The following is a 19,057-nucleotide window of genomic DNA, read 5'->3' as shown; positions in this document are numbered from 1 at the left end:
GGCCTCGCGTTCGTGCCGTGGATCGCGCGTTCGTACGCGCGCCGTGCCGTTCGTCAGAGACCGGCGGCCTGGGCCAGGGCCTCGGCGCGGTCGGTGCGCTCCCAGGAGAAGTCCGGCTCCGGACGGCCGAAGTGGCCGTACGCGGCGGTCTGGGAGTAGATCGGGCGCAGCAGGTCCAGGTCGCGGACGATGGCGGCCGGGCGCAGGTCGAAGACCTGGGCGACGGCCTCCTGGATCTTGGTCACGGACACCTTCTCGGTGCCGAAGGTCTCCACGAAGACGCCGACCGGGTGGGCCTTGCCGATCGCGTAGGCGACCTGCACCTCGGCGCGCTCGGCGAGCCGCGCCGCGACGATGTTCTTGGCGACCCAGCGCATGGCGTACGCGGCGGACCGGTCGACCTTGGACGGGTCCTTGCCGGAGAACGCGCCGCCGCCGTGGCGGGCCATGCCGCCGTAGGTGTCGACGATGATCTTGCGGCCGGTGAGGCCGGCGTCGCCCATCGGGCCGCCGATCTCGAAGCGGCCGGTCGGGTTGACCAGCAGCCGGTAGTCGCTGACGTCCAGGTCGAACTGGGCGAGCACGGGGTCGACCACGTGCTCCTTGATGTCCGGGGCCAGCAGCTCCTTGAGGTCGATGTCGGGAGCGTGCTGGCTGGAGACGACGACGGTGTCGAGGCGCACCGCGCGGTCGCCGTCGTACTCGATGGTGACCTGGGTCTTGCCGTCCGGGCGCAGGTAGGGCACCTGGCCGGACTTGCGAACGGCCGAAAGGCGGTGGGACAGCTTGTGCGCGAGCGTGATGGGCAGCGGCATCAGCTCGGGGGTCTCGCTGGTCGCGTAACCGAACATCAGGCCCTGGTCGCCGGCGCCCTGCCGGTCGAGGTCGTCGATGCCCTCGCCCTCGCGGGTCTCGTACGCGTCGTCAACACCCTGCGCGATGTCCGGGGACTGCGCGCCGATCGACACCGACACGCCGCAGGAGTGGCCGTCGAAGCCCTTCTTGGACGAGTCGTAGCCGATCTCGAGGATCTTCTCCCGGATGACGCCGGGGATGTCCACGTAGGTCTCGGTGGTGACCTCGCCGGCGACGTGCACCTGGCCAGTGGTGATCATGGTCTCGACGGCGACCCGGCTCTTGGGGTCGTCCTTGAGCATGGAATCGAGGATCGCGTCACTGATCTGGTCCGCGATCTTGTCCGGATGTCCTTCGGTGACGGACTCGGAGGTGAACAGGCGGCGAGACACGTTACGTGAACTCCTTGCAGCGGCTGCTGACTGATGTCGCAGGGCGGACGGACGAAAAAGGGAGGCGGCGGGCGACCGTGCCCCCCGCCAGGTCTTATGAGCTTGTCGCGGCGAAGTCTATCGGCCCTCACTCGAGGGACGCTCATTCCTCACCGATCTGGTAGGTATATCACTCGAGCCGAGCGGTCACGAGGTCCCACACCAGGTCAGCGAGGGCCTCCTTGGGCCCCCGCGGGAACGTCACCGGATCGCCGTCGGCCGCGAGCACCGTCGCCGCGTTGTCGGCCTGCCCGAAGGTGATGCCGTCCCCGACCTGGTTGACGACCAGCAGGTCACAGCCCTTGCGGGCGAGCTTCTCGCGGCCGTTGGCCAGCACGTCGTCGGTCTCGGCGGCGAACCCCACGATCACCTGGCCCGGCGCGCGCCGCTGGCCGAGCTCGGCCAGAATGTCCGGGTTCTTGGTCAGCCGGATCGGCTCGGGCTCGGCGCCCGGAGACTTCTTGATCTTCGAGCCCTGGTAGTCGGCCGGTCGAAAGTCGGCCACCGCGGCGGCCATCACGACCGAGTCGGCGTCACCGGCGGCCTCGAGGACGACCTTGCGCATCTCCTCGGCCGAGCCCACGGGCACCACGTCGGCCCCCGCCGGATCCGGCAACGCGACGTTGGCCGCCACCAGGGTCACCCTGGCCCCCCGGGCCGCGGCCGTGCGCGCCAGGGCATAGCCCTGCAGACCCGAGGAACGGTTGCCGATGAACCGCACCGGGTCGATGGCCTCGCGCGTGCCGCCCGCGGAGATCACCACGTGCCGCCCGGAGAGGTCGGAGGGGGCGCCGGCCAGGATCCGCGTCGCGACCTCGAACAGCTCGGCGGGCTCGGGCAGCCGGCCCTTGCCGGTGTCCTTGCCGGTGAGCCGCCCGGACGCGGGCTCGATCACGATGGCGCCGCGGGCGCGCAGGGTCGCCACGTTGGCCCGGGTCGCCGCGTGCTCCCACATCTCGGTGTGCATCGCGGGCGCGAACACCACGGGACACCGCGCCGTCAGCAGCGTGTTGGTGAGCAGGTCGTCGGCGAGCCCGTGCGCCGCACGGGCCAGCAGGTCGGCCGTCGCCGGGGCCACGAAGACGAGGTCCGCCTCCTGACCCAGCCGGACGTGCGGGACCTCGCTGACCCCGTCCCAGACGTCGGTCGCCACCGGCCGCCCCGACAGGGCGGCCCAGGTGGGCTCGCCCACGAAGCGCAGGGCGTCCCGGGTGGGCACGACGGTGACGTCGTGCCCCGACTCCTTCAGCCGGCGCAGCAGTTCGCACGCCTTGTACGCGGCGATGCCCGCGCTGACGCCGAGGACGACGCGAGAGGTCATGATCGGTTGGAGCTTCAGCCCTCGATGGGCTCGGCGTTGAGGAGGCCTTCGCGCGTCTCGCGGAGCGCGATCGACAGCGGCTTCTCCTGCACCTGGGTCTCGACGAGCGGGCCGACGTACTCGAGCAGGCCCTCGCCCAGCTGGGCGTAGTAGGCGTTGATCTGCCGCGCGCGCTTGGCGGCGATGCTCACGAGGCCGTACTTGGTGTCGACGACCTCGAGGAGCTCGTCGATCGACGGGTTGGTGATGCCTTCGGTGCTGGCTGCCACACCGTCGCCTTCCACTAGTGGATTATTGAACGGACATCAACGTTACCAGCTCACCGCACACGTCCTGGACGGCCGTGTTGATCAAGGTGACGTCGAACTCCTTCTCGGCGGCCAGCTCGATCCGGGCCGCCTCGAGCCTGCGCTCGATCACCTCGGGCGGCTCGGTCCCGCGGCCGACCAGCCGGCGGACGAGCTCCTCCCACGAGGGCGGCGCCAGGAACACCAGGATCGCCTCGGGCATGCTCTGCCGGACCTGCCGCGCCCCCTGGAGGTCGATCTCCAGGAGCACGGACTCGCCGCGTCCGAGGCGCTCCATCACGGGACGCCGCGGCGTCCCGTAACGGTTGCCCGCGAACTCGGCCCACTCCAGCAGCTCCCCTTCGGCGACGAGCCGGTCGAAACCGGCGTCGTCGACGAAGAAGTACTGCACGCCGTGGGTCTCACCCGGCCGCGGGGGCCGGGTGGTCACCGAGACCGACAGCCACACCTCTGGGTGCGCTCGCCGGATCTCGGCGACGACCGTGCTCTTGCCGACGCCTGACGGACCGGAGAGGACCGTCAGCCGCCGCACGAGCTGGTCTTGCGTCTGGGAGCCGTCCGGCACAGGAATGGGTGTGCCGGAACTGGACGGGATGGGGCCGGAGGCGGGCATGCCCATGGGTATACCCCAGCCGGCCGCGACGTCCGAACCGCCGCGCCCGCCCGCGAGTCGCATCAGCGGCTGCCGCCGCCGAACTCACGCTCCAGGGAGGCACGCTGGTTGGCGCCGAGGCCGCGCACGCGGCGCGACTCGGCGATGCCCAGACGTTCCATGATCTGCTTCGCACGCACCTTGCCCACACCGGGCAGGGATTCGAGGAGGGCCGACACCTTCATCTTTCCGATGACGTCGTCGGTCTGCCCCTCCTTGAGGACCTCGGCAAGCGAGGTTCCCCCGTGCTTGAGCTTGTTCTTCACCTCGGCCCGCTCCTTGCGAGCCTTGGCAGCCTTCTCAAGGGCTGCGGCGCGCTGTTCGGGGGTTAGGGGCGGAAGAGCCACGCCGGGTCACCTCAGGTTTCCACTCGACGGAGTCGGACGGGTTGGGAAACTAGCGAGTTCAGACCCCATAAGGCAACGTGAAGTGCCGTTTAGCACGCCACAAAATCACGAAAATCACTCCTTGGAGTGTCCTGAATACGGACGGTGCACAACTCGGACCCCTGTAAGCCCAACCCCCCGCCATCCTGGGCCTTTCGCAAGATCGCAAAAAACCACCCTTCCGGGCACTAAAAGTGTCACCTGTCACCCCACGCCCCCGACCTCCCCGTGATCCGCATCACACTTCCACCCGATTAACCCGCAACCCCCGAATGCCCGCCCCGATTAACCCAATTTGTCCACTTCTTGGGAACGCCAGTCAGACCCGACACACAACCCACGAACCCCCAATCCCCACTCCAATCCCACCCGCGCCGGCACGGCGGCACGGCGGCACGGCGGCACGGCGGCACGGCGGCACGGCGGCACGGCGGCACGGCGGCACGGCGGCACGGCGCGCGTCGGGTAGGCGGGACCGCGGGCACGACGGCACGGCCGCGCGGCGGAACGGCGGACGGCTAGAGGTTCGGCCGAAGTGGCGGGAGTGGCGGGAGTGGCGGGAGTGGCGGGAGCGGGGGCGAACGTGCGGGAGCGGGTGAGGGGCGGTTCGGGCGGGCGCGTCAGGGGGTTGCGGCTCGGCGGAGGGCGACGGCGATGGCGGCGGCCGCGGCGCCGGGGTCGGGGGCGCCGGTGATGGGGCGGCCGATCACGAGGAGGTCGGCGCCGGCGGAGAGGGCCTCCTCGGGGGTGGCGACGCGGGCCTGGTCCTGGGTGTCGGCGCCGGGGGGACGGACGCCCGGGGTGATGAGGGTGATGTCGGGGCCGACCTCTGCGCGGACCGCAGCGGCCTCCTGAGGCGAGCAGACAAGCGCTTGGGCTCCCGCGTCCACCGCGAGGGCCGCGAGGCGGCGTACGGCGTCTGAGGCCGGTCCGGCGAGGCCGATGGAGGTCAGGTCGGCGTCGTTGAGGGACGTGAGCACGGTCACGGCCGCGATCTTGGTGGCGGGGGCGGCCTCGACGGCGGCGCGGATCATCGCCTGGCCGCCGCCGGCGTGCACGGTGAGGAACGCGGGCTTGAGGCGGGCCACGGCGCGGGTGGCGCCGGCGACCGTGGCCGGGATGTCGTGCAACTTGAGGTCGAGGAAGACCTGGACGCGGCTGGCGCCGCGCACGCTGGCCACGACGTCGGGGCCGTAGCGCAGGTAGAGCTCGAGGCCCACCTTCACGGTGCTGACGTGCGGGGTCACCAGGCTGGCCCAGCGGGCGGCGGTCTCCAGGTCGGGCGCGTCCAGGGCGACGGCGATGGGGGCGGGGATCACGGCAGCTTCTCCTTTTCCGCGCTCCGTTCCTCGACGGGCTCGGGGTGGACCTGGGGCGGTACGTATCCGGTGGGCTTGTGGGCGAGGCCGATGGCGTCGGCGAGGCGGAGGCGGCGGGTGGAGAGCGCCTCGTCCAGCTCGCGGGTGATGCGCTGGGCCGCGGACGGGTCGTGGAAGAGCGTCGTGCCGACCGCCACGGCGGAGGCGCCGGCCAGGACGAACTCCAGGGCGTCCAGGCCGGTGGCGACGCCGCCCACGCCGATGATGGGCGTGGTGGGGAGCGCGGCGTGCACCTGGTAGACGCAGCGGAGCGCCACCGGGCGGATGGCGGGACCGCTGAGCCCGCCGGAGACGCCGGTGAGGGACGGCCGCAGGGTCTGCGGGTCGACGGCCATGCCCTCGATGGTGTTGATCAGGGTGAGGCCGTCGGCGCCCGCGTCGGCGCAGGCCAGGGCGATGGTGACGATGTCGGTGACGTCGGGCGCGAGCTTGGCGAAGACCGGGACGCGGGCGTGCGTCCTGACGGCGCGGACCACCGCGGCGGCGGCCTGCGGGTGCCAGGCGAACATCCGGCCGCGGTCCTCGACGTTGGGGCAGGCGATGTTGACCTCGATCGCGGTGATGCCGGGCGTGGTGGCCAGCCGCCGCGACAGCTCGGCGTACTCCTCGACGCTGTTGCCCGCCACCGAGACGATCGTGCGCACCTCCTGCTCCTGGAGCCAGGGCAGGTCGCGTTCGAGGAACGAGTCGATGCCCGGCCCGGGCAGGCCCATGGCGGTGAGGAGGCCGCTCGGGGTCTCGGTCATGCGCGGCGTCGGGCGGCCGGCGCGGGGCTGCGGCATGACCGAGGTGGTGACGAACGCGCCGATGCGGGAGAGGTCGAAGAACTGCGCGAGCTCCCGCCCGGTGCCGCCGCAGCCGGCGGCCGTCATGACGGGGCTGGGCAGGTCGAGCAGCGGCGTCTTCATGCGTTCGCTCACTTGGTACCTCCGCTGAATGCGCGGGGGGCGCCGAGGGCGTCGAACGGGATGGTGCCCAGGTCGCCCCAGCGGACCCGGTCGCCGCGCAGCACCGGGCCGTCGGCGCAGGCGCGGACCATGCGGGTGACGCCGTCGTCGCCGTGGATCGGCAGGACGCACGTCATGCACACGCCGATGCCGCACGCGCCGGTCTCTTGCAGGAACTCCTCGACCGAGACCTGGGAGGGGAGGCCGTAGTTGGCGGCGGTGGCGGTGACGGTGCGCAGGAGGCGGGTGGGGCCGCAGCCGTAGAGGACGTCGGCGCCGGTCTCCTGGATGACGCGCGGGAGGACGCCGCGGACGGTGCCGGGCTCTCCCAGGGTGCCGTCCTCGGTGGTGATGACGGCGGTGTCGCCGATGCGCTGGGCCATGCGCGAGCCGAAGACCTGGCGCGCGGACGGGCCGCCGAGGACGAAGTGCACCTGGCAGCCGCGCCGGTGCAGGGTGTCGGCGAGGGCGAAGAGGGCCGCTCCCCCGGGGCCGCCGCCGACGAGCAGGCAGCTCACCGGGTCGCGCGGCAGGCGGAACGGGCGGCCCAGCGGCCCGACGAGGTCGACCTGGTCGCGGGCGCGGCGGCCGGCGAGCCAGGCGGTGCCGGGGTCGCGGTCGGCGAAGACGACCTCGACGGTGCCGCCGTAGTCGGACTTGACCTCGTAGACGCCGAAGCAGCGGCGGACGAGACGGCTGGTGTGCTCGCCGCCGACGGCGAGGGCCACGAACTGACCGGGCCGGAAACGTTCGGCGATCGCCGGCGCCACCAGCGTCATCGCGTGGTAGTCCTGCACCTGGCGGACCGTCAGAACGGTTGCCGACGTCTGCACCGGTGTGTCGGACACCCATCTCCCTCTCGTCGTGTGCGGCCGGGCGGGGCCGTTCCGCAGCGGCGGCCCCGCCCGGTTCGTCAGCGCGTCACGCCGGGCCCGCGCCGTGCCGGCCGTCGAGCCGTTCGGCGTGCTCCTGCAGCGAGCGCACGCCGACCTGGCCTCCGGCGACGGCCTCGATGCCCTGTACCGCGGCGGCGAGCCCCTGCACGGTGGTCACGCACGGCACGCCGCGCAGCACCGCGGCGGTACGGATCTCGTAACCGTCGAGACGCGGCCCCGACTGACCGGGGCTTCCGAAGGGAGTATTGACGATGAGGTCCACCTCGCCGTCGAGGACGCGCCGCACGATGGTGGGCTCGCCATCCGATCCGGGGCCTTCGCTGTGCTTCCGCACGATCTTGGCACGGACGCCGTTGCGGCGCAGGACCTCGGCGGTGCCCTCGGTGGCCAGGATCTCGAACCCCAGGTCGGCGAGCCGCTTCACCGGGAAGATCATGTGCCGCTTGTCCCGGTTGGCGACGGAGACGAACGCCCGGCCCTTGGTCGGCAGCCCGCCGCCGTACGCGGCCAGCTGCGACTTGGCGTAGGCGGTGCCGAAGACCTCGTCGATGCCCATGACCTCGCCGGTCGACCGCATCTCGGGGCTGAGCACGATGTCGACGCCCTGCCCCTCGGCGTTGCGGAACCGGTCGAACGGCAGCACGGCCTCCTTGACCGCGATGGGCGCGTCGAGCGGCAGCGAGCCGCCGTCTCCCTCCGCGGGCAGGATCCCCTCACTCCGGAGCTGGGAGATGGTGGCGCCCATCATCACGCGGGCCGCCGCCTTGGCGAGCGGGACGGCGGTCGCCTTGGAGACGAACGGGACGGTGCGCGAGGCGCGCGGGTTGGCCTCCAGGACGTAGAGCACGCCGGCCGACAGCGCGTACTGCACGTTCATCAGGCCGCGCACGCCGATGCCGCGCGCGAGCGCCTCGGTCGACTCGCGGATGCGCCGGATGTCCTCGTGCCCGAGGGTGATCGGCGGGAGCGCGCACGCCGAGTCGCCGGAGTGGATGCCGGCCTCCTCGATGTGCTCCATGACGCCGCCGAGGTAGAGATCCTCGCCGTCGAACAGCGCGTCCACGTCGATCTCGATGGCCTCGTCCAGGAACCGGTCGACCAGCACCGGGTGCTCGGGGCTGGCGTCGGTCGCCTTCTCCATGTACGTGCGCAGCGTGGCGTCGTCGTAGACGATCTCCATGCCGCGCCCGCCGAGCACGTAGGACGGCCGGACGAGCACCGGGTAGCCGATCTCGTCGGCGATCTCGCGCGCCTCCTCGAACGAGGTGGCGGTGCCGTGCTTGGGCGCGGCCAGCCCGGCGCGGTGCAGGACGCGGCCGAACGCGCCGCGCTCCTCGGCCAGGTGGATGCTCTCCGGCGAGGTGCCGACGATCGGCACGCCGGCGTCCTTGAGCTTCTGCGCCAGGCCCAGGGGCGTCTGCCCGCCGAGCTGGACGATCACGCCCGCGACCTCGCCGGACTTCTGCTCGGCGTGCACGACCTCCAGGACGTCCTCCAGCGTGAGCGGCTCGAAGTAGAGCCGGTCGGAGGTGTCGTAGTCGGTCGAGACGGTCTCGGGGTTGCAGTTGACCATGACGGTCTCGTAGCCCGCCTCGGCGAGCGTGAACGAGGCGTGCACGCAGCTGTAGTCGAACTCGACGCCCTGGCCGATGCGGTTGGGCCCGGAGCCGAGGATGAGGACCTTGGGCTTGGCTCCCGGCGGCACCTCGGTCTCCTCGTCGTACGCCGAGTACAGGTACGGGGTCTGCGCCGCGAACTCGGCCGCGCACGTGTCGACGGTCAGGTAGACCGGCCGGATGCCGAGGGCGTGCCGCAGCTCGCGCACGACCTCCTCCGACAGGCCGCGCAACTCCCCGATCTGCGCGTCGGAGAAGCCGTGCCGCTTGGCGCGCAGGATCTTGTCCTTGGTGAGCGCGTCCTCGGCGGTGCGGATCTCGTCGGCGATCTCGTTGACGCCGGCGATCTGGTCGAGGAACCACGGGTCGATGCCGGTCGCCGCGTACAGGTCCTGGATGGACGCGCCGGCGTGCAGCGCCCGCTGGACCTTGCGCAGCCGCCCGTCGTGCGGCCGCGCGGTCTCCTCGACGAGCGCGGCGAGGTCGGTGACCTCGCCGGCCCACGAGAAGGACGAGCCCTTCTGCTCCAGCGAGCGCAGCGCCTTCTGCAGGGCCTCGGTGAAGTTGCGGCCGATGGCCATGGCCTCGCCGACCGACTTCATGTGGGTGGTGAGCGTGCCGTCCGCGCCGGGGAACTTCTCAAACGCGAACCGCGGCACCTTGACCACGATGTAGTCGAGGCTCGGCTCGAAGCTCGCCGGGGTCTCGCGGGTGATGTCGTTCGGGATCTCGTCGAGGGTGTAACCGACCGCCAGCCGGGCCGCGATCTTGGCGATCGGGAAGCCGGTGGCCTTGGACGCCAGCGCCGACGACCGCGACACGCGCGGGTTCATCTCGATGACGATCATGCGGCCGGTGCCCGGGTGCACGGCGAACTGGATGTTGCAGCCGCCGGTGTCGACGCCGACCTCGCGGATGACCGCGATCGCGACGTCCCGCATGTTCTGGTATTCGCGGTCGGTCAGCGTCAGCGCGGGCGCGACGGTGATCGAGTCGCCGGTGTGCACGCCCATCGGGTCGAGGTTCTCGATGGAGCAGACGATCACGACGTTGTCGTGCCGGTCGCGCATGACCTCCAGCTCGTACTCCTTCCAGCCGAGGATCGACTCCTCCAGGAGCACCTCGCTGGTCGGGGACGCGTCGAGGCCGGTGCCGGCGATGCGGCGCAGGTCGTCCTCGGTGTGCGCGAAGCCGGAGCCCGCGCCGCCCATGGTGAACGAGGGGCGCACGACCAGCGGGTAGCCGAGCTCGCCCGCGGCCGTCATGACCTCGTCCATCGTGTGGCAGATGATCGAACGCGCGGACTCGGCGTTGAGGCCCTGCTCGCGCGCGACCTTGGCGACGACCTCCTTGAACTTCTCACGGTTCTCGCCCGCCTGGATGGCGTCGACGTCGGCGCCGATCAGCTCGACGCCGTAACGCTCCAGCACGCCGTTCTCGTACAGCGCGATCGCGGTGTTGAGGGCCGTCTGGCCGCCCAGCGTGGGCAGCAGCGCGTCCGGGCGCTCCTTGTCGATGATCTTCTCGACGACGTCCGGGGTGATCGGCTCGACGTACGTGGCGTCGGCGAACTCCGGGTCGGTCATGATCGTCGCCGGGTTGCTGTTGACCAGCACGACCCGCAGGCCCTCGGCCTTGAGCACCCGGCACGCCTGCGTCCCGGAGTAGTCGAACTCGCAGGCCTGGCCGATGACGATCGGGCCGGACCCGATGACCAGGACGGACTTCAGATCTTCACGGCGCGGCATTACTTCGGCCCCTCCACGTCCACGCGCGTCCGCCGCGCGCCTTCCATGAGCTCGCAGAAACGGTCGAAGAGGCCGGTCGCGTCGTGCGGACCGGCCGCGGCCTCCGGGTGGTACTGGACGCTGAACGCCGGACGGTCGAGGAGCCGGAGCCCCTCCACGCAGTTGTCGTTCAGGTTGACGTGGCTGACCTCGCCGCGCCCGTACGGGGTGTCGAACGGGCCGTCGGCGGGCGCGTCGACCGCGAAGCCGTGGTTGTGCGCCGAGACGTCGACCTTGCCGGTGCGGCGGTCCTGCACCGGCTGGTTGACGCCGCGGTGGCCGAACCGCAGCTTGTAGGTGCCGAGGCCGAGCGCGCGGCCGAAGATCTGGTTGCCGAAGCAGATGCCGAAGAACGGCGTGCCCGCGTCGAGCACCCCGCGCAGCGCCGCCACCTGGTGGTCGGCCGTCGCCGGGTCGCCGGGCCCGTTGGAGAAGAACACGCCGTCGGGCTCGAGCGCGAGGATCTCCTCGGCCGTCACCGTCGCGGGCAGGACGTGCACCTCGCAGCCGCGCTCGGCCATCCGGTGCGGCGTCATCGCCTTGATGCCCAGGTCGACCGCCGCGACCGTGAACCGCTTCTCGCCGATCGCGGGGACCACGTACGGCTCGGTGGTGGCGACCCCGGCGGCCAGCTCGGCGCCCTCCATCCGCGGGGACGCCAGCACCCTGTCCAGCAGCTCCCGCTCGCCGGCGAGGGCGGCCTCGCCGCTGAAGATGCCGGCGCGCATGGCGCCGCGGTCCCGCAGGTGCCGGGTGAGCGCGCGGGTGCCGGGCATCGCGATGCCCACCACGCCCTGCTCGCGCAGCGCCGACCCCAGCGAGCCGGTGGCCCGCCAGTTGGACGCGACCCGCGCGGGCTCGCGCACCACGTACCCGGCCACCTGGATGCGCCTGGACTCGGGGTCCTCGTCGTTGACACCGGTGTTGCCGATGTGCGGCGCGGTCATCGCCACGATCTGCCGGGCGTACGAGGGGTCGGTGAGGGTCTCCTGATAACCGGTCATGCCGGTGTTGAACACCATCTCGCCGAAGGTCTCCCCCTCCGCCCCGTAAGCGACCCCGTGAAAAACTCGTCCGTCTTCCAGGATCAGAACCGCAGGGGGTTGGGTCACTGAAGCTTTCCTTCCAGCACGGTCGGGCGGCCGCGCAGGAAGGTGGCGACGACCCGGCCCGGCAGCTCCAGCCCGGTGAACGGGGTGTTGCGGCTCTTGGAGGTCATCGCCGCCGGGTCCACGGCGCGGCGCGGCGACGGGTCGTACAGCGTGATGTTGGCCGGCGAGCCGGCCTGGAGCGGACGACCCTGTCCGCTGAGGCGCCCGATCTGGGCGGGACGGTAGGACATGCGGTCGGCGACCCCGGCCCAGTCGAGCAGGTCGGTCTCCACCATGGCCTCCTGGACGACCGGCAGCGCGGTCTCCAGGCCGATCATGCCCATGGCCGCGACGGCCCACTCGGTCTCCTTCGCCTCGACCGGGTGGGGCGCGTGGTCGGTGGCGACGCAGTCGATGGTGCCGTCGGCCAGGGCGTGCCGGAGCGCGGTGACGTCGTCGGCGGTGCGCAGCGGCGGGTTGACCTTGTAGATCGGGTCGTACGTCTCGGCCCGGCCGTCGTTGAGCAGCAGGTGGTGCGGGGTGACCTCGGCGGTGACCTGCACGCCCTTGCTCTTGGCCCAGCGGATCAGCTCGATCGAGCCCGCGGTGGAGACGTGGCAGACGTGCAGGCGCGAGCCGACGTGCTCGGCGAGCAGCACGTCGCGGGCGATGATCGCCTCCTCGGCGACCGCGGGCCAGCCGCGCATGCCGAGCGCCGCCGACATGACGCCCTCGTTCATCTGGGCGCCCTCGGTGAGGCGCGGCTCCTGCGCGTGCTGGGCGACGACGCCGTCGAACGCCTTCACGTACTCCAGCGCGCGCCGCATGATGACCGCGTCGGAGACGCAGTGGCCGTCGTCGGAGAAGACGCGCACGCCCGCCGCCGAGTCGGCCATCGCGCCGAGCTCGGCGAGCTGCTCGCCCGCGATGCCGCGGGTGACGGCGCCGACCGGCTGGACGTCGCAGTAGCCGGCCTCGCGGCCCAGCCGCCACACCTGCTCGACCACGCCCGCGGTGTCGGCGACCGGGTCGGTGTTGGCCATGGCGTGCACGGCGGTGAACCCGCCCATCGCGGCGGCCTTGGTGCCGGACTCGACGGTCTCGGCGTCCTCGCGGCCCGGCTCGCGCAGGTGGGTGTGCAGGTCGACCAGGCCCGGCAGCGCGACGAGCCCCTGGGCGTCGACGACCTCGGCGCCGTCGGCGCTCAGCCCGGCGCCGACCTCGGCGATCTGGCCGTCGCGGACCAGGATGTCGGCCGGGTCGCCGCCCAGGATCCGGGCGTTCTTGATCAGGTACGTCGTCACTCCGAGACCTCCTTGCCGATGGCGAGACGGGGAACCGTCGCAGTGAAGCAGGCCGGCCCGCTCATTCCGCGACCTCCTTGCCGATCGCCGGCTCGGAGCCGCCGAGAAGCAGATAGAGCACGGCCATGCGGGCGCTGACGCCGTTGGCGACCTGCTCGACGATGGTGGAACGGACCGAGTCGGCCACGTCGGCGGCGATCTCGACGCCGCGGTTCATCGGGCCGGGGTGCATGACGATGGCGTCGTCGGACATCCGCGCCATGCGCTCCCCGTCCAGGCCGTAGCGCCGGCTGTACTCGCGCACGGTCGGGAAGTACGAGGCGTTCATGCGCTCGTGCTGGACGCGCAGCATCATCACCACGTCGCTCTTGGGCAGCACCGCGTCGAGGTCGTAGGACACCTCGCACGGCCAGGTGTCGATCGCGACTGGGACCAGGGTCGGCGGGGCGACCAGCGTCACCTCGGCACCGAGCGTGGTGAGCAGCAGGGTGTTGGAGCGTGCCACCCGGCTGTGCAGGATGTCGCCGACGATGGTGACCCTGCGTCCCTCCAGGCTGCCGAGCCGCTGGCGCATGGTGAACGCGTCGAGCAGCGCCTGGGTCGGGTGCTCGTGCGTGCCGTCGCCGGCGTTGATCACGCTGCCCTGGACCCAGTTGGCCAGCCGGTGCGGGGCGCCGGAGGCCATGTGCCGGATGACGACGCCGTCGGCGCCCATCGCCTCGAGCGTCAGCGCGGTGTCCTTGAGGCTCTCGCCCTTGGAGACGCTGGAGCCCTTGGCGGAGAAGTTGATCACGTCCGCGGACAGCCGCTTGGCCGCCGCCTCGAAGGAGATGCGGGTCCGGGTGGAGTCCTCGAAGAAGAGGTTGACCACGGTGCGGCCGCGCAGGGTCGGCAGCTTCTTGATGGAGCGGCCGGAGACCTGGGCGAGCTCCTCGGCGGTGTCCAGGACGAGCAGCGCGTCGTCCCTGGTCAGGTCCGCGGCGGAGATGAGATGGCGCTTCACTTCTTTCGTTCCTCCTTCGGCCCCAGAACCACCGCGTCGCGGTCGTCGTTCTCGGCCAGCAGGACCCTGACGTTCTCGCGCTTGGAGGTGGGCAGGTTCTTGCCCACGTAGTCGGCCCGGATCGGCAGCTCGCGGTGGCCGCGGTCGACCAGGACGGCGAGCTGGACGGCGCGCGGGCGGCCCAGGTCGTTGAGCGCGTCGAGCGCCGCGCGCACGGTGCGGCCGGAGTAGAGCACGTCGTCGACCAGGACGACGATGCGGTCGTCGATGCCCTCGGCGGGCAGGTCGGTGCGGCTGAGCGCGCGGGCGGGCTTCATGCGCAGGTCGTCGCGGTACATCGTCACGTCGAGCGAACCCCAGGGCACGGGCCGGCCCTCGACCTCCTGCAGGAGCGCGGCCAGCCGCTGGGCGAGCGTCACGCCGCGGGTCTGGATGCCGAGGAGGACGACGTCGTCGCCGCCCTTGGTGCGTTCGAGGATCTCGTGCGCGATACGGGTGAGCGCGCGCCGGATGTCGGGCCCTTCGAGAACGGCCTTGTGACCGTCCGCCACGCTCGTCTCGACCGGCCCATCCGGCCGGGAGGCAGCATTCACCACCGAAACCTCCTTTCCCGCCTCACAGGACGGGTCTTAAAGGACGCCTTGTCCCCATCACGGTAGCAGTCACACCTGGCTGGCAAGTACCCGGGGCCACCATGTCTTGCCTGGTGAGAGCGGTCACACCGGACGAAGGAAAGGCCACTTCGGCGGTCCGGCGAAACGCCTGGGACATCTGGCCTGCGGGGCTTCGCGCCGATCCGGACGCCCCGGATCGAGACCTGCGGATTCGACCCCTTTTTTCCAATCAGCTTGACCTAGGGCCGTCACCGTTTTACCGTCACTGTCCGTAACCATCCCTGGAGATGGACCCTTAGGGCGATGTGGCCCGCCGGATCCTGATCTTCCCCAGGGCCCGACAACGACGACGAAAGTGAGCCTGGGGGGCCGCAACATGCCGTCTGAATACGCTAAGGCTCTCGGCGCGCGCCTGCGCGCCATCCGCACCCAGCAGGGCCTTTCCCTGCACGGTGTGGAGGAGAAGTCACGCGGCCGCTGGAAGGCCGTCGTCGTGGGTTCGTACGAGCGGGGCGACCGCGCCGTCACCGTTCAGAAGCTGGCCGAGCTCGCCGATTTCTATGGCGTGCCGGTTTCCGAGTTGCTGCCCGGCGGAGCTGCGCCGAGCCCTCTCGGGCCTACACCCAAGCTCGTGATCGATCTCGAGCGGCTGCAGCAGCTTCCGAAGGACAAGGCCGGTCCACTCGCCCGTTACGCCGCGACGATTCAAAGCCAGCGGGGCGACTACAACGGAAAGGTCCTGTCCATCCGGCAGGAGGACCTGCGTTCGCTTGCAGTGATCTATGACAAGTCTCCGACCGAGCTGACCGAAGAGCTCATCACCTGGGGTGTTCTCGACCCGGAGGCGCGCCGCGCCGTCGAGTCGTTCTGATCCCGCCGGGCGGTGGCGCCCCCGCGCCGCCTCCCGACCGGCCCGCTGAATGAGCGGGCCATGCTTCGGTATCCGGGGCGTGATGAAACCATCACGCCCCGGATCTGTTCTTCCGGTTTCCCCGGCAGCCGTCCGGCCGTGACCAGGAGTGGTCAAAGACCCGTGTGGGTGATCATGGATCAGTGGTCATGGCCGCAGCCGTCGGCGCCGTCCGGCACCCGCCGCCCCGAGGCCGCCCACGCGGCGCGGTCGGCCGCCGTGTCGTCGATGCCGTACCCGGGGGCGAACCGCCGCCACGGCCGGACCGCCTCCAGCTGGGCCGCCAGGCCGAGCAGCAGCGCCTCGTTGCCCGGCGCGGCCACGAGCTGCACCGACAGCGGCAGACCGGCGTCGTCCACGCCCATCGGCACCGTGGCGGCCGGATAGCCCGCCAGGTTCCAGGCCGCCGTCATCGGCGCGTAGGTGATCGCCGACCCGACGCTGTGCAGCCACGACCCCGAACCCCACTGCCGCGCCTTCGGCGCCCGCTGCGCGAGCGTCGGCATGACCAGGACGTCACGGCGCCCGAACAGCGGCGCGACCGCCTCCCGGAACCGCTGCCGGTCGTCCGGCCGCGGCGGCAGGACCTTCGCCGCGACCCGTCCCGCCCGGACGTGCCGCCGCGTGCGGGTCTCCAGGCGCGGGTCCGCGAAGAGCGGCTCGGCGTCCGCCCTCGGCAGGGCGAACCAGCGGGACACCACCGCGGTGCCGGCCCAGAGCGGGTAGGCGGGGTCGTCCCGCACCACCTGGTGGCCGAGCCCCACGAACACCTTGCCCGCGGCCCGTACCGCCGCCTTGAGGTCCGGCCTGATGCGGACGCCGGGCGCGGGCGGCTTGACCGACAGCGCGATCCGCACGCCACGCGGGTCGTCCGGCTCCGCCAGCTCGGCCCGGTCGGCCATCACCGAGAGCATCAGCGCCGCGTCCGCCACCGTCGTCGCGAGCGGCCCGTTCTCGGCCATCGAGTCCCAGGCGTCGGTGCCGAGCTCGGCCGGCACCAGGCCCAGCCCCGGCTTGATCCCGAACAGCCCGCAGTTGGCGGCGGGAATCCTGATCGACCCGGCCCCGTCGTTCCCGTGCGCGACCGGCACCATCCCGGACGCCACCGCCGCGGCCGAGCCGCCCGACGAGCCGCCCGCCGTCCGCGCCGGGTCCCACGGGTTGCGGGCGATCCCGTAGACGTTGTCGGTGAAGGGGTAGATGCCGAACTCGGGGAGGTTGCTCAGCCCCACCACCACCGCGCCCGCGGCCCGCAGCCGCGCCACCACGGTGTGGTCGGCCTCCTGCGGCGCGTCCGGCGTCGCCGCCGACCCGACCCGCATCGGCTCGCCCGCCACCGGCACGTTGTCCTTGATCGCCACCGGGACGCCGGCGAGCGGCCCGCCGGCGACCTCCGCCGCCTCGGCCAGCGCCCGTTCGCGCCGGACCCGCACGAACGCGCCCAGCTCGCCGTCGAGCGCCTCGATGCGCTCCAGATGCTCCCGGACGACCTCGACCGCCGTGACCTCGCCCGCGCGCACCGCGGCCGAGATCTCCGTGGCGCTCCGCCCCACCCAGTCATTCATGGAGACAGAGTCTGCCATTCCGCCACACCATCCGCCCCGGGGACGACCCTGCTCCCACGGCCCTCAGATCACGCGGACGCGGGCACCGCCGGGCGCTCGGCGCGTCCCCGCTCCGCACGCCCACGGCGTGGGGCGACGAGCGCCAGGACCACCACCCCCGCCATCGCCACGGCGCTCACCGCGAACCCGATCGTGAACCCGCTCTCCGCGGGCAGCCCGCCGACCACGGACGCCGCCACGATGACCGCGCTGACCTGGGTGCCCAGCGAGGCTCCCACCGTACGGATCAGCGTGTTGATCCCGGTGGCCACCCCGGTCTCGCTCACCGGCACCGCGGCCACCACGAGGTTCGCGACCGCCGCGTACGCGAACCCCAGGCCGACGCCCCGCACGATCCCGCCCGAGTACAGCTGCCACATCTCCGCGTGCCGGAACGCCAGGAACCCGTAGCCGACCCCGGTCAGCACGGCGCCCGCCAGCAGCACCGCCCGCGACCCGACCCTGCGGTCCAGCAGGCCCGCGGTCATTCCCGCCACGGTCATCCCGACGCTGGCCGGAATCTGCAGCAGCGCGGCCTGGGTCGCCGTGCCCCCGAACCCGAATCCGGACCGTTCCGGCAGCTGCACCAGCAGCGGGAAGAGCACTCCCCCGGCCATCAGCGCGTACCCGGACAGCAGCGAGGCCGCGTTGGCCGTCCACACTCCCCGCCGCCGCATCAGCTTCAGGTCGACCAGCGGATCGGCGACCCGCCGTTCCACCACCACCCAGAGCACCGCCAGCCCGAGCGACAGCGCCAGCAGGCCGATCACGCCGGGCGAGGCCCAGCCCCAGTCCATGCCCTGCGTCAGCGCGGTCAGCGCGGCGACCAGCCACCCCGCGAACAGCGCCGCCCCCCACCAGTCGACCGGTGCGCCCCGCCGGGGCCCAGAAGAAGATGGAACGATCCACCACGCGAGCAGAAATCCGGGCACCAGCCCCGCCACCGGCACCCAGAGCAACCACCGCCACCCCAGCTGGTCGATGATCGGCCCGGCGATGCACCACGACACCGCGCCGCCCAGCCCGAGCATCGACGACATCAGCCCCACCGCCGACGCGGTCCGCTCCGGCGGGAAGACGTCCCGGATGAGCGTGTAGGCCAGCGGGAAGACCCCGCCCCCGATCCCGCTCAGCACCCGCCCCACGAGCATGACCTGCAACGACCCCGCCGACGCCGCGACGACCATCCCCACCGTCGCGACCGCGACCACGACCAGCAGCACCCGCCGCGGCCCGTAGAGGTCCCCCAGCCTCCCCACCACCGGCGTCGCCACCGCCGCCGACAACGTCATCGCGGTCAGCGCCCACGCCGCCCCGGCCGCCGTCGTGTCCAGCCCCTCCTGCAACAGCGGCAGCGCGGGCGTCACGACCGCCATCGAGAGCGAGTACGCCATGACGCCGAGGAAGGCCAGCAACGGCACCAGACCCCGCCCGCCCACGCTCCCGCCTCCTCGCATCGCGCCATAACTTTCTCACGAGGGCGTAAAACGTTCGCGCGCGGACACCAGGACCCCGCCGGTGGGGCCGCCTCGGGGGGGAGCGGCCGCCACCGGCGTGGCCGGCTGGCTGGGACCGTCCTCTCGACGGAGGTGTTGACCAGACGGTCCCAGCGATCAGGGCCGGGGCCGCCGCGCCGGTGAGGAGTGACGAACGGCGGCCCCGGCTCCCCCCGCGTGGCCGGTTCAATGGGGGAGGAACGGCCACCCTCTCCCAGGATCTGGAGCCAGACCCCAGAAGAGGCAGGGGCTAAGAAAGAACCAGAGCATGAAGGCAGAGCCCCCACGCCAGACGTTCCAGAAGGCGCCCCCTCGAACCGGCACGAACGATCGAACAAAGCGCGGTAGCCCCCACCCCGAACTCAAGAGCCACCCCCGAAAAGGAGCCGGGACGAAGTAGAGCCCCACCTCGAAGACCCCAGAGGAACACCCCCTGAGCCGGCACTAACGGTCAAGC

General features: G+C 71.9%; 16 protein-coding genes. 1 reads left to right on the top strand and 15 read right to left on the bottom strand.

What is annotated here, in order from left to right:
* Window positions 1–53: 53 nt before the first annotated feature.
* The 13 genes from metK to pyrR all read right to left on the bottom strand — a co-directional run bounded on the left by metK (window position 54) and on the right by pyrR (window position 14,569).
* The gene (gene metK / locus ABZ810_RS29870; protein ID WP_358408998.1) at window positions 54–1,247 is read right to left on the bottom strand and encodes a methionine adenosyltransferase; all 1,194 of its coding nucleotides are present in this window, start codon (window positions 1,245–1,247) and stop codon (window positions 54–56) included.
* 169 nt (window positions 1,248–1,416) lie between these two features.
* Window positions 1,417–2,607, bottom strand: a complete 1,191-nt coding sequence (gene coaBC / locus ABZ810_RS29865) for a bifunctional phosphopantothenoylcysteine decarboxylase/phosphopantothenate--cysteine ligase CoaBC (protein WP_358408997.1) — start codon at window positions 2,605–2,607, stop codon at window positions 1,417–1,419.
* 14 nt (window positions 2,608–2,621) lie between these two features.
* Complete coding sequence (gene rpoZ / locus ABZ810_RS29860) at window positions 2,622–2,876, bottom strand: DNA-directed RNA polymerase subunit omega (protein WP_151566392.1); 255 nt, start codon at window positions 2,874–2,876, stop codon at window positions 2,622–2,624.
* A 22-nt stretch (window positions 2,877–2,898) separates the two neighbouring features.
* A complete protein-coding gene (gene gmk, locus ABZ810_RS29855) occupies window positions 2,899–3,528 on the bottom strand; it encodes a guanylate kinase (RefSeq protein WP_358408995.1) in 630 nt (209 codons plus the stop codon).
* Between the two features lie 62 nt (window positions 3,529–3,590).
* Window positions 3,591–3,914 (bottom strand): integration host factor, actinobacterial type, encoded by a 324-nt coding sequence (gene mihF / locus ABZ810_RS29850; protein WP_358408993.1) that lies wholly within the window; start codon window positions 3,912–3,914, stop codon window positions 3,591–3,593.
* A 659-nt stretch (window positions 3,915–4,573) separates the two neighbouring features.
* Window positions 4,574–5,272: an orotidine-5'-phosphate decarboxylase gene (gene pyrF / locus ABZ810_RS29845; RefSeq protein ID WP_358408991.1), complete on the bottom strand. Its 699-nt coding sequence runs from the start codon at window positions 5,270–5,272 to the stop codon at window positions 4,574–4,576.
* Complete coding sequence (locus ABZ810_RS29840) at window positions 5,269–6,252, bottom strand: dihydroorotate dehydrogenase (protein WP_358408989.1); 984 nt, start codon at window positions 6,250–6,252, stop codon at window positions 5,269–5,271. Before ABZ810_RS29840 ends, pyrF begins: the two co-directional genes overlap by 4 nt.
* On the bottom strand, window positions 6,249–7,127 hold the full coding sequence (locus ABZ810_RS29835; RefSeq protein WP_358408988.1) for a dihydroorotate dehydrogenase electron transfer subunit: 879 nt from the start codon (window positions 7,125–7,127) through the stop codon (window positions 6,249–6,251). The genes ABZ810_RS29840 and ABZ810_RS29835 overlap by 4 nt, the downstream gene beginning before the upstream one ends.
* Window positions 7,128–7,200: 73 nt before the next feature.
* Entirely contained in the window at window positions 7,201–10,539 is a 3,339-nt protein-coding gene (carB, locus tag ABZ810_RS29830) for a carbamoyl-phosphate synthase large subunit (RefSeq protein WP_358408986.1), read from the bottom strand.
* A complete protein-coding gene (carA, locus tag ABZ810_RS29825; RefSeq protein WP_358408985.1) occupies window positions 10,539–11,690 on the bottom strand; it encodes a glutamine-hydrolyzing carbamoyl-phosphate synthase small subunit in 1,152 nt (383 codons plus the stop codon). The genes carB and carA overlap by 1 nt, the downstream gene beginning before the upstream one ends.
* On the bottom strand, window positions 11,687–12,973 hold the full coding sequence (locus ABZ810_RS29820) for a dihydroorotase (protein WP_358408983.1): 1,287 nt from the start codon (window positions 12,971–12,973) through the stop codon (window positions 11,687–11,689). Before ABZ810_RS29820 ends, carA begins: the two co-directional genes overlap by 4 nt.
* Before the next feature lie 61 nt (window positions 12,974–13,034).
* Window positions 13,035–13,976 carry an aspartate carbamoyltransferase catalytic subunit gene (locus ABZ810_RS29815; RefSeq protein WP_358408981.1) on the bottom strand — a complete coding sequence of 314 codons (942 nt, stop codon included), beginning with the start codon at window positions 13,974–13,976 and terminating at the stop codon, window positions 13,035–13,037.
* Entirely contained in the window at window positions 13,973–14,569 is a 597-nt protein-coding gene (gene pyrR, locus ABZ810_RS29810) for a bifunctional pyr operon transcriptional regulator/uracil phosphoribosyltransferase PyrR (RefSeq protein WP_358409093.1), read from the bottom strand. The genes ABZ810_RS29815 and pyrR overlap by 4 nt, the downstream gene beginning before the upstream one ends.
* A 397-nt stretch (window positions 14,570–14,966) precedes the next feature.
* On the opposite strand from pyrR, the gene ABZ810_RS29805 reads away from it, so the two are divergent.
* Window positions 14,967–15,461, top strand: coding sequence for a transcriptional regulator (locus ABZ810_RS29805; RefSeq protein WP_030145002.1), 495 nt, complete (start codon window positions 14,967–14,969; stop codon window positions 15,459–15,461).
* 179 nt (window positions 15,462–15,640) lie between these two features.
* On the opposite strand, the gene ABZ810_RS29800 is transcribed toward ABZ810_RS29805, so the two are convergent.
* Together ABZ810_RS29800 and ABZ810_RS29795 are read right to left on the bottom strand one after the other, a co-directional pair.
* Window positions 15,641–17,065: an amidase family protein gene (locus ABZ810_RS29800; RefSeq protein ID WP_358408979.1), complete on the bottom strand. Its 1,425-nt coding sequence runs from the start codon at window positions 17,063–17,065 to the stop codon at window positions 15,641–15,643.
* Window positions 17,066–17,133: 68 nt separating this feature from the next.
* Window positions 17,134–18,543, bottom strand: a complete 1,410-nt coding sequence (locus tag ABZ810_RS29795) for an MFS transporter (RefSeq protein ID WP_358408977.1) — start codon at window positions 18,541–18,543, stop codon at window positions 17,134–17,136.
* Window positions 18,544–19,057: the final 514 nt, after the last annotated feature.

The sequence above is a fragment of the Spirillospora sp. NPDC047279 genome (assembly GCF_040643285.1).
Taxonomy (GTDB): domain Bacteria; phylum Actinomycetota; class Actinomycetes; order Streptosporangiales; family Streptosporangiaceae; genus Spirillospora.
The sequence above is the reverse complement of the archived record's forward strand: the minus strand, read 5'-3'. Positions and strand labels throughout refer to the sequence as shown.

Excerpts from the sequence above, each read along its gene's own strand:
- ABZ810_RS29805 (WP_030145002.1), top strand. The coding sequence starts at position 14,967 with ATGCCGTCTGAATACGCTAAGGCTCTCGGCGCGCGCCTGCGCGCCATC.
- carB (WP_358408986.1), bottom strand. The coding sequence starts at position 10,539 with ATGCCGCGCCGTGAAGATCTGAAGTCCGTCCTGGTCATCGGGTCCGGC.
- gmk (WP_358408995.1), bottom strand. The coding sequence starts at position 3,528 with ATGCCCGCCTCCGGCCCCATCCCGTCCAGTTCCGGCACACCCATTCCT.
- ABZ810_RS29800 (WP_358408979.1), bottom strand. The coding sequence starts at position 17,065 with ATGAATGACTGGGTGGGGCGGAGCGCCACGGAGATCTCGGCCGCGGTG.
- coaBC (WP_358408997.1), bottom strand. The coding sequence starts at position 2,607 with ATGACCTCTCGCGTCGTCCTCGGCGTCAGCGCGGGCATCGCCGCGTAC.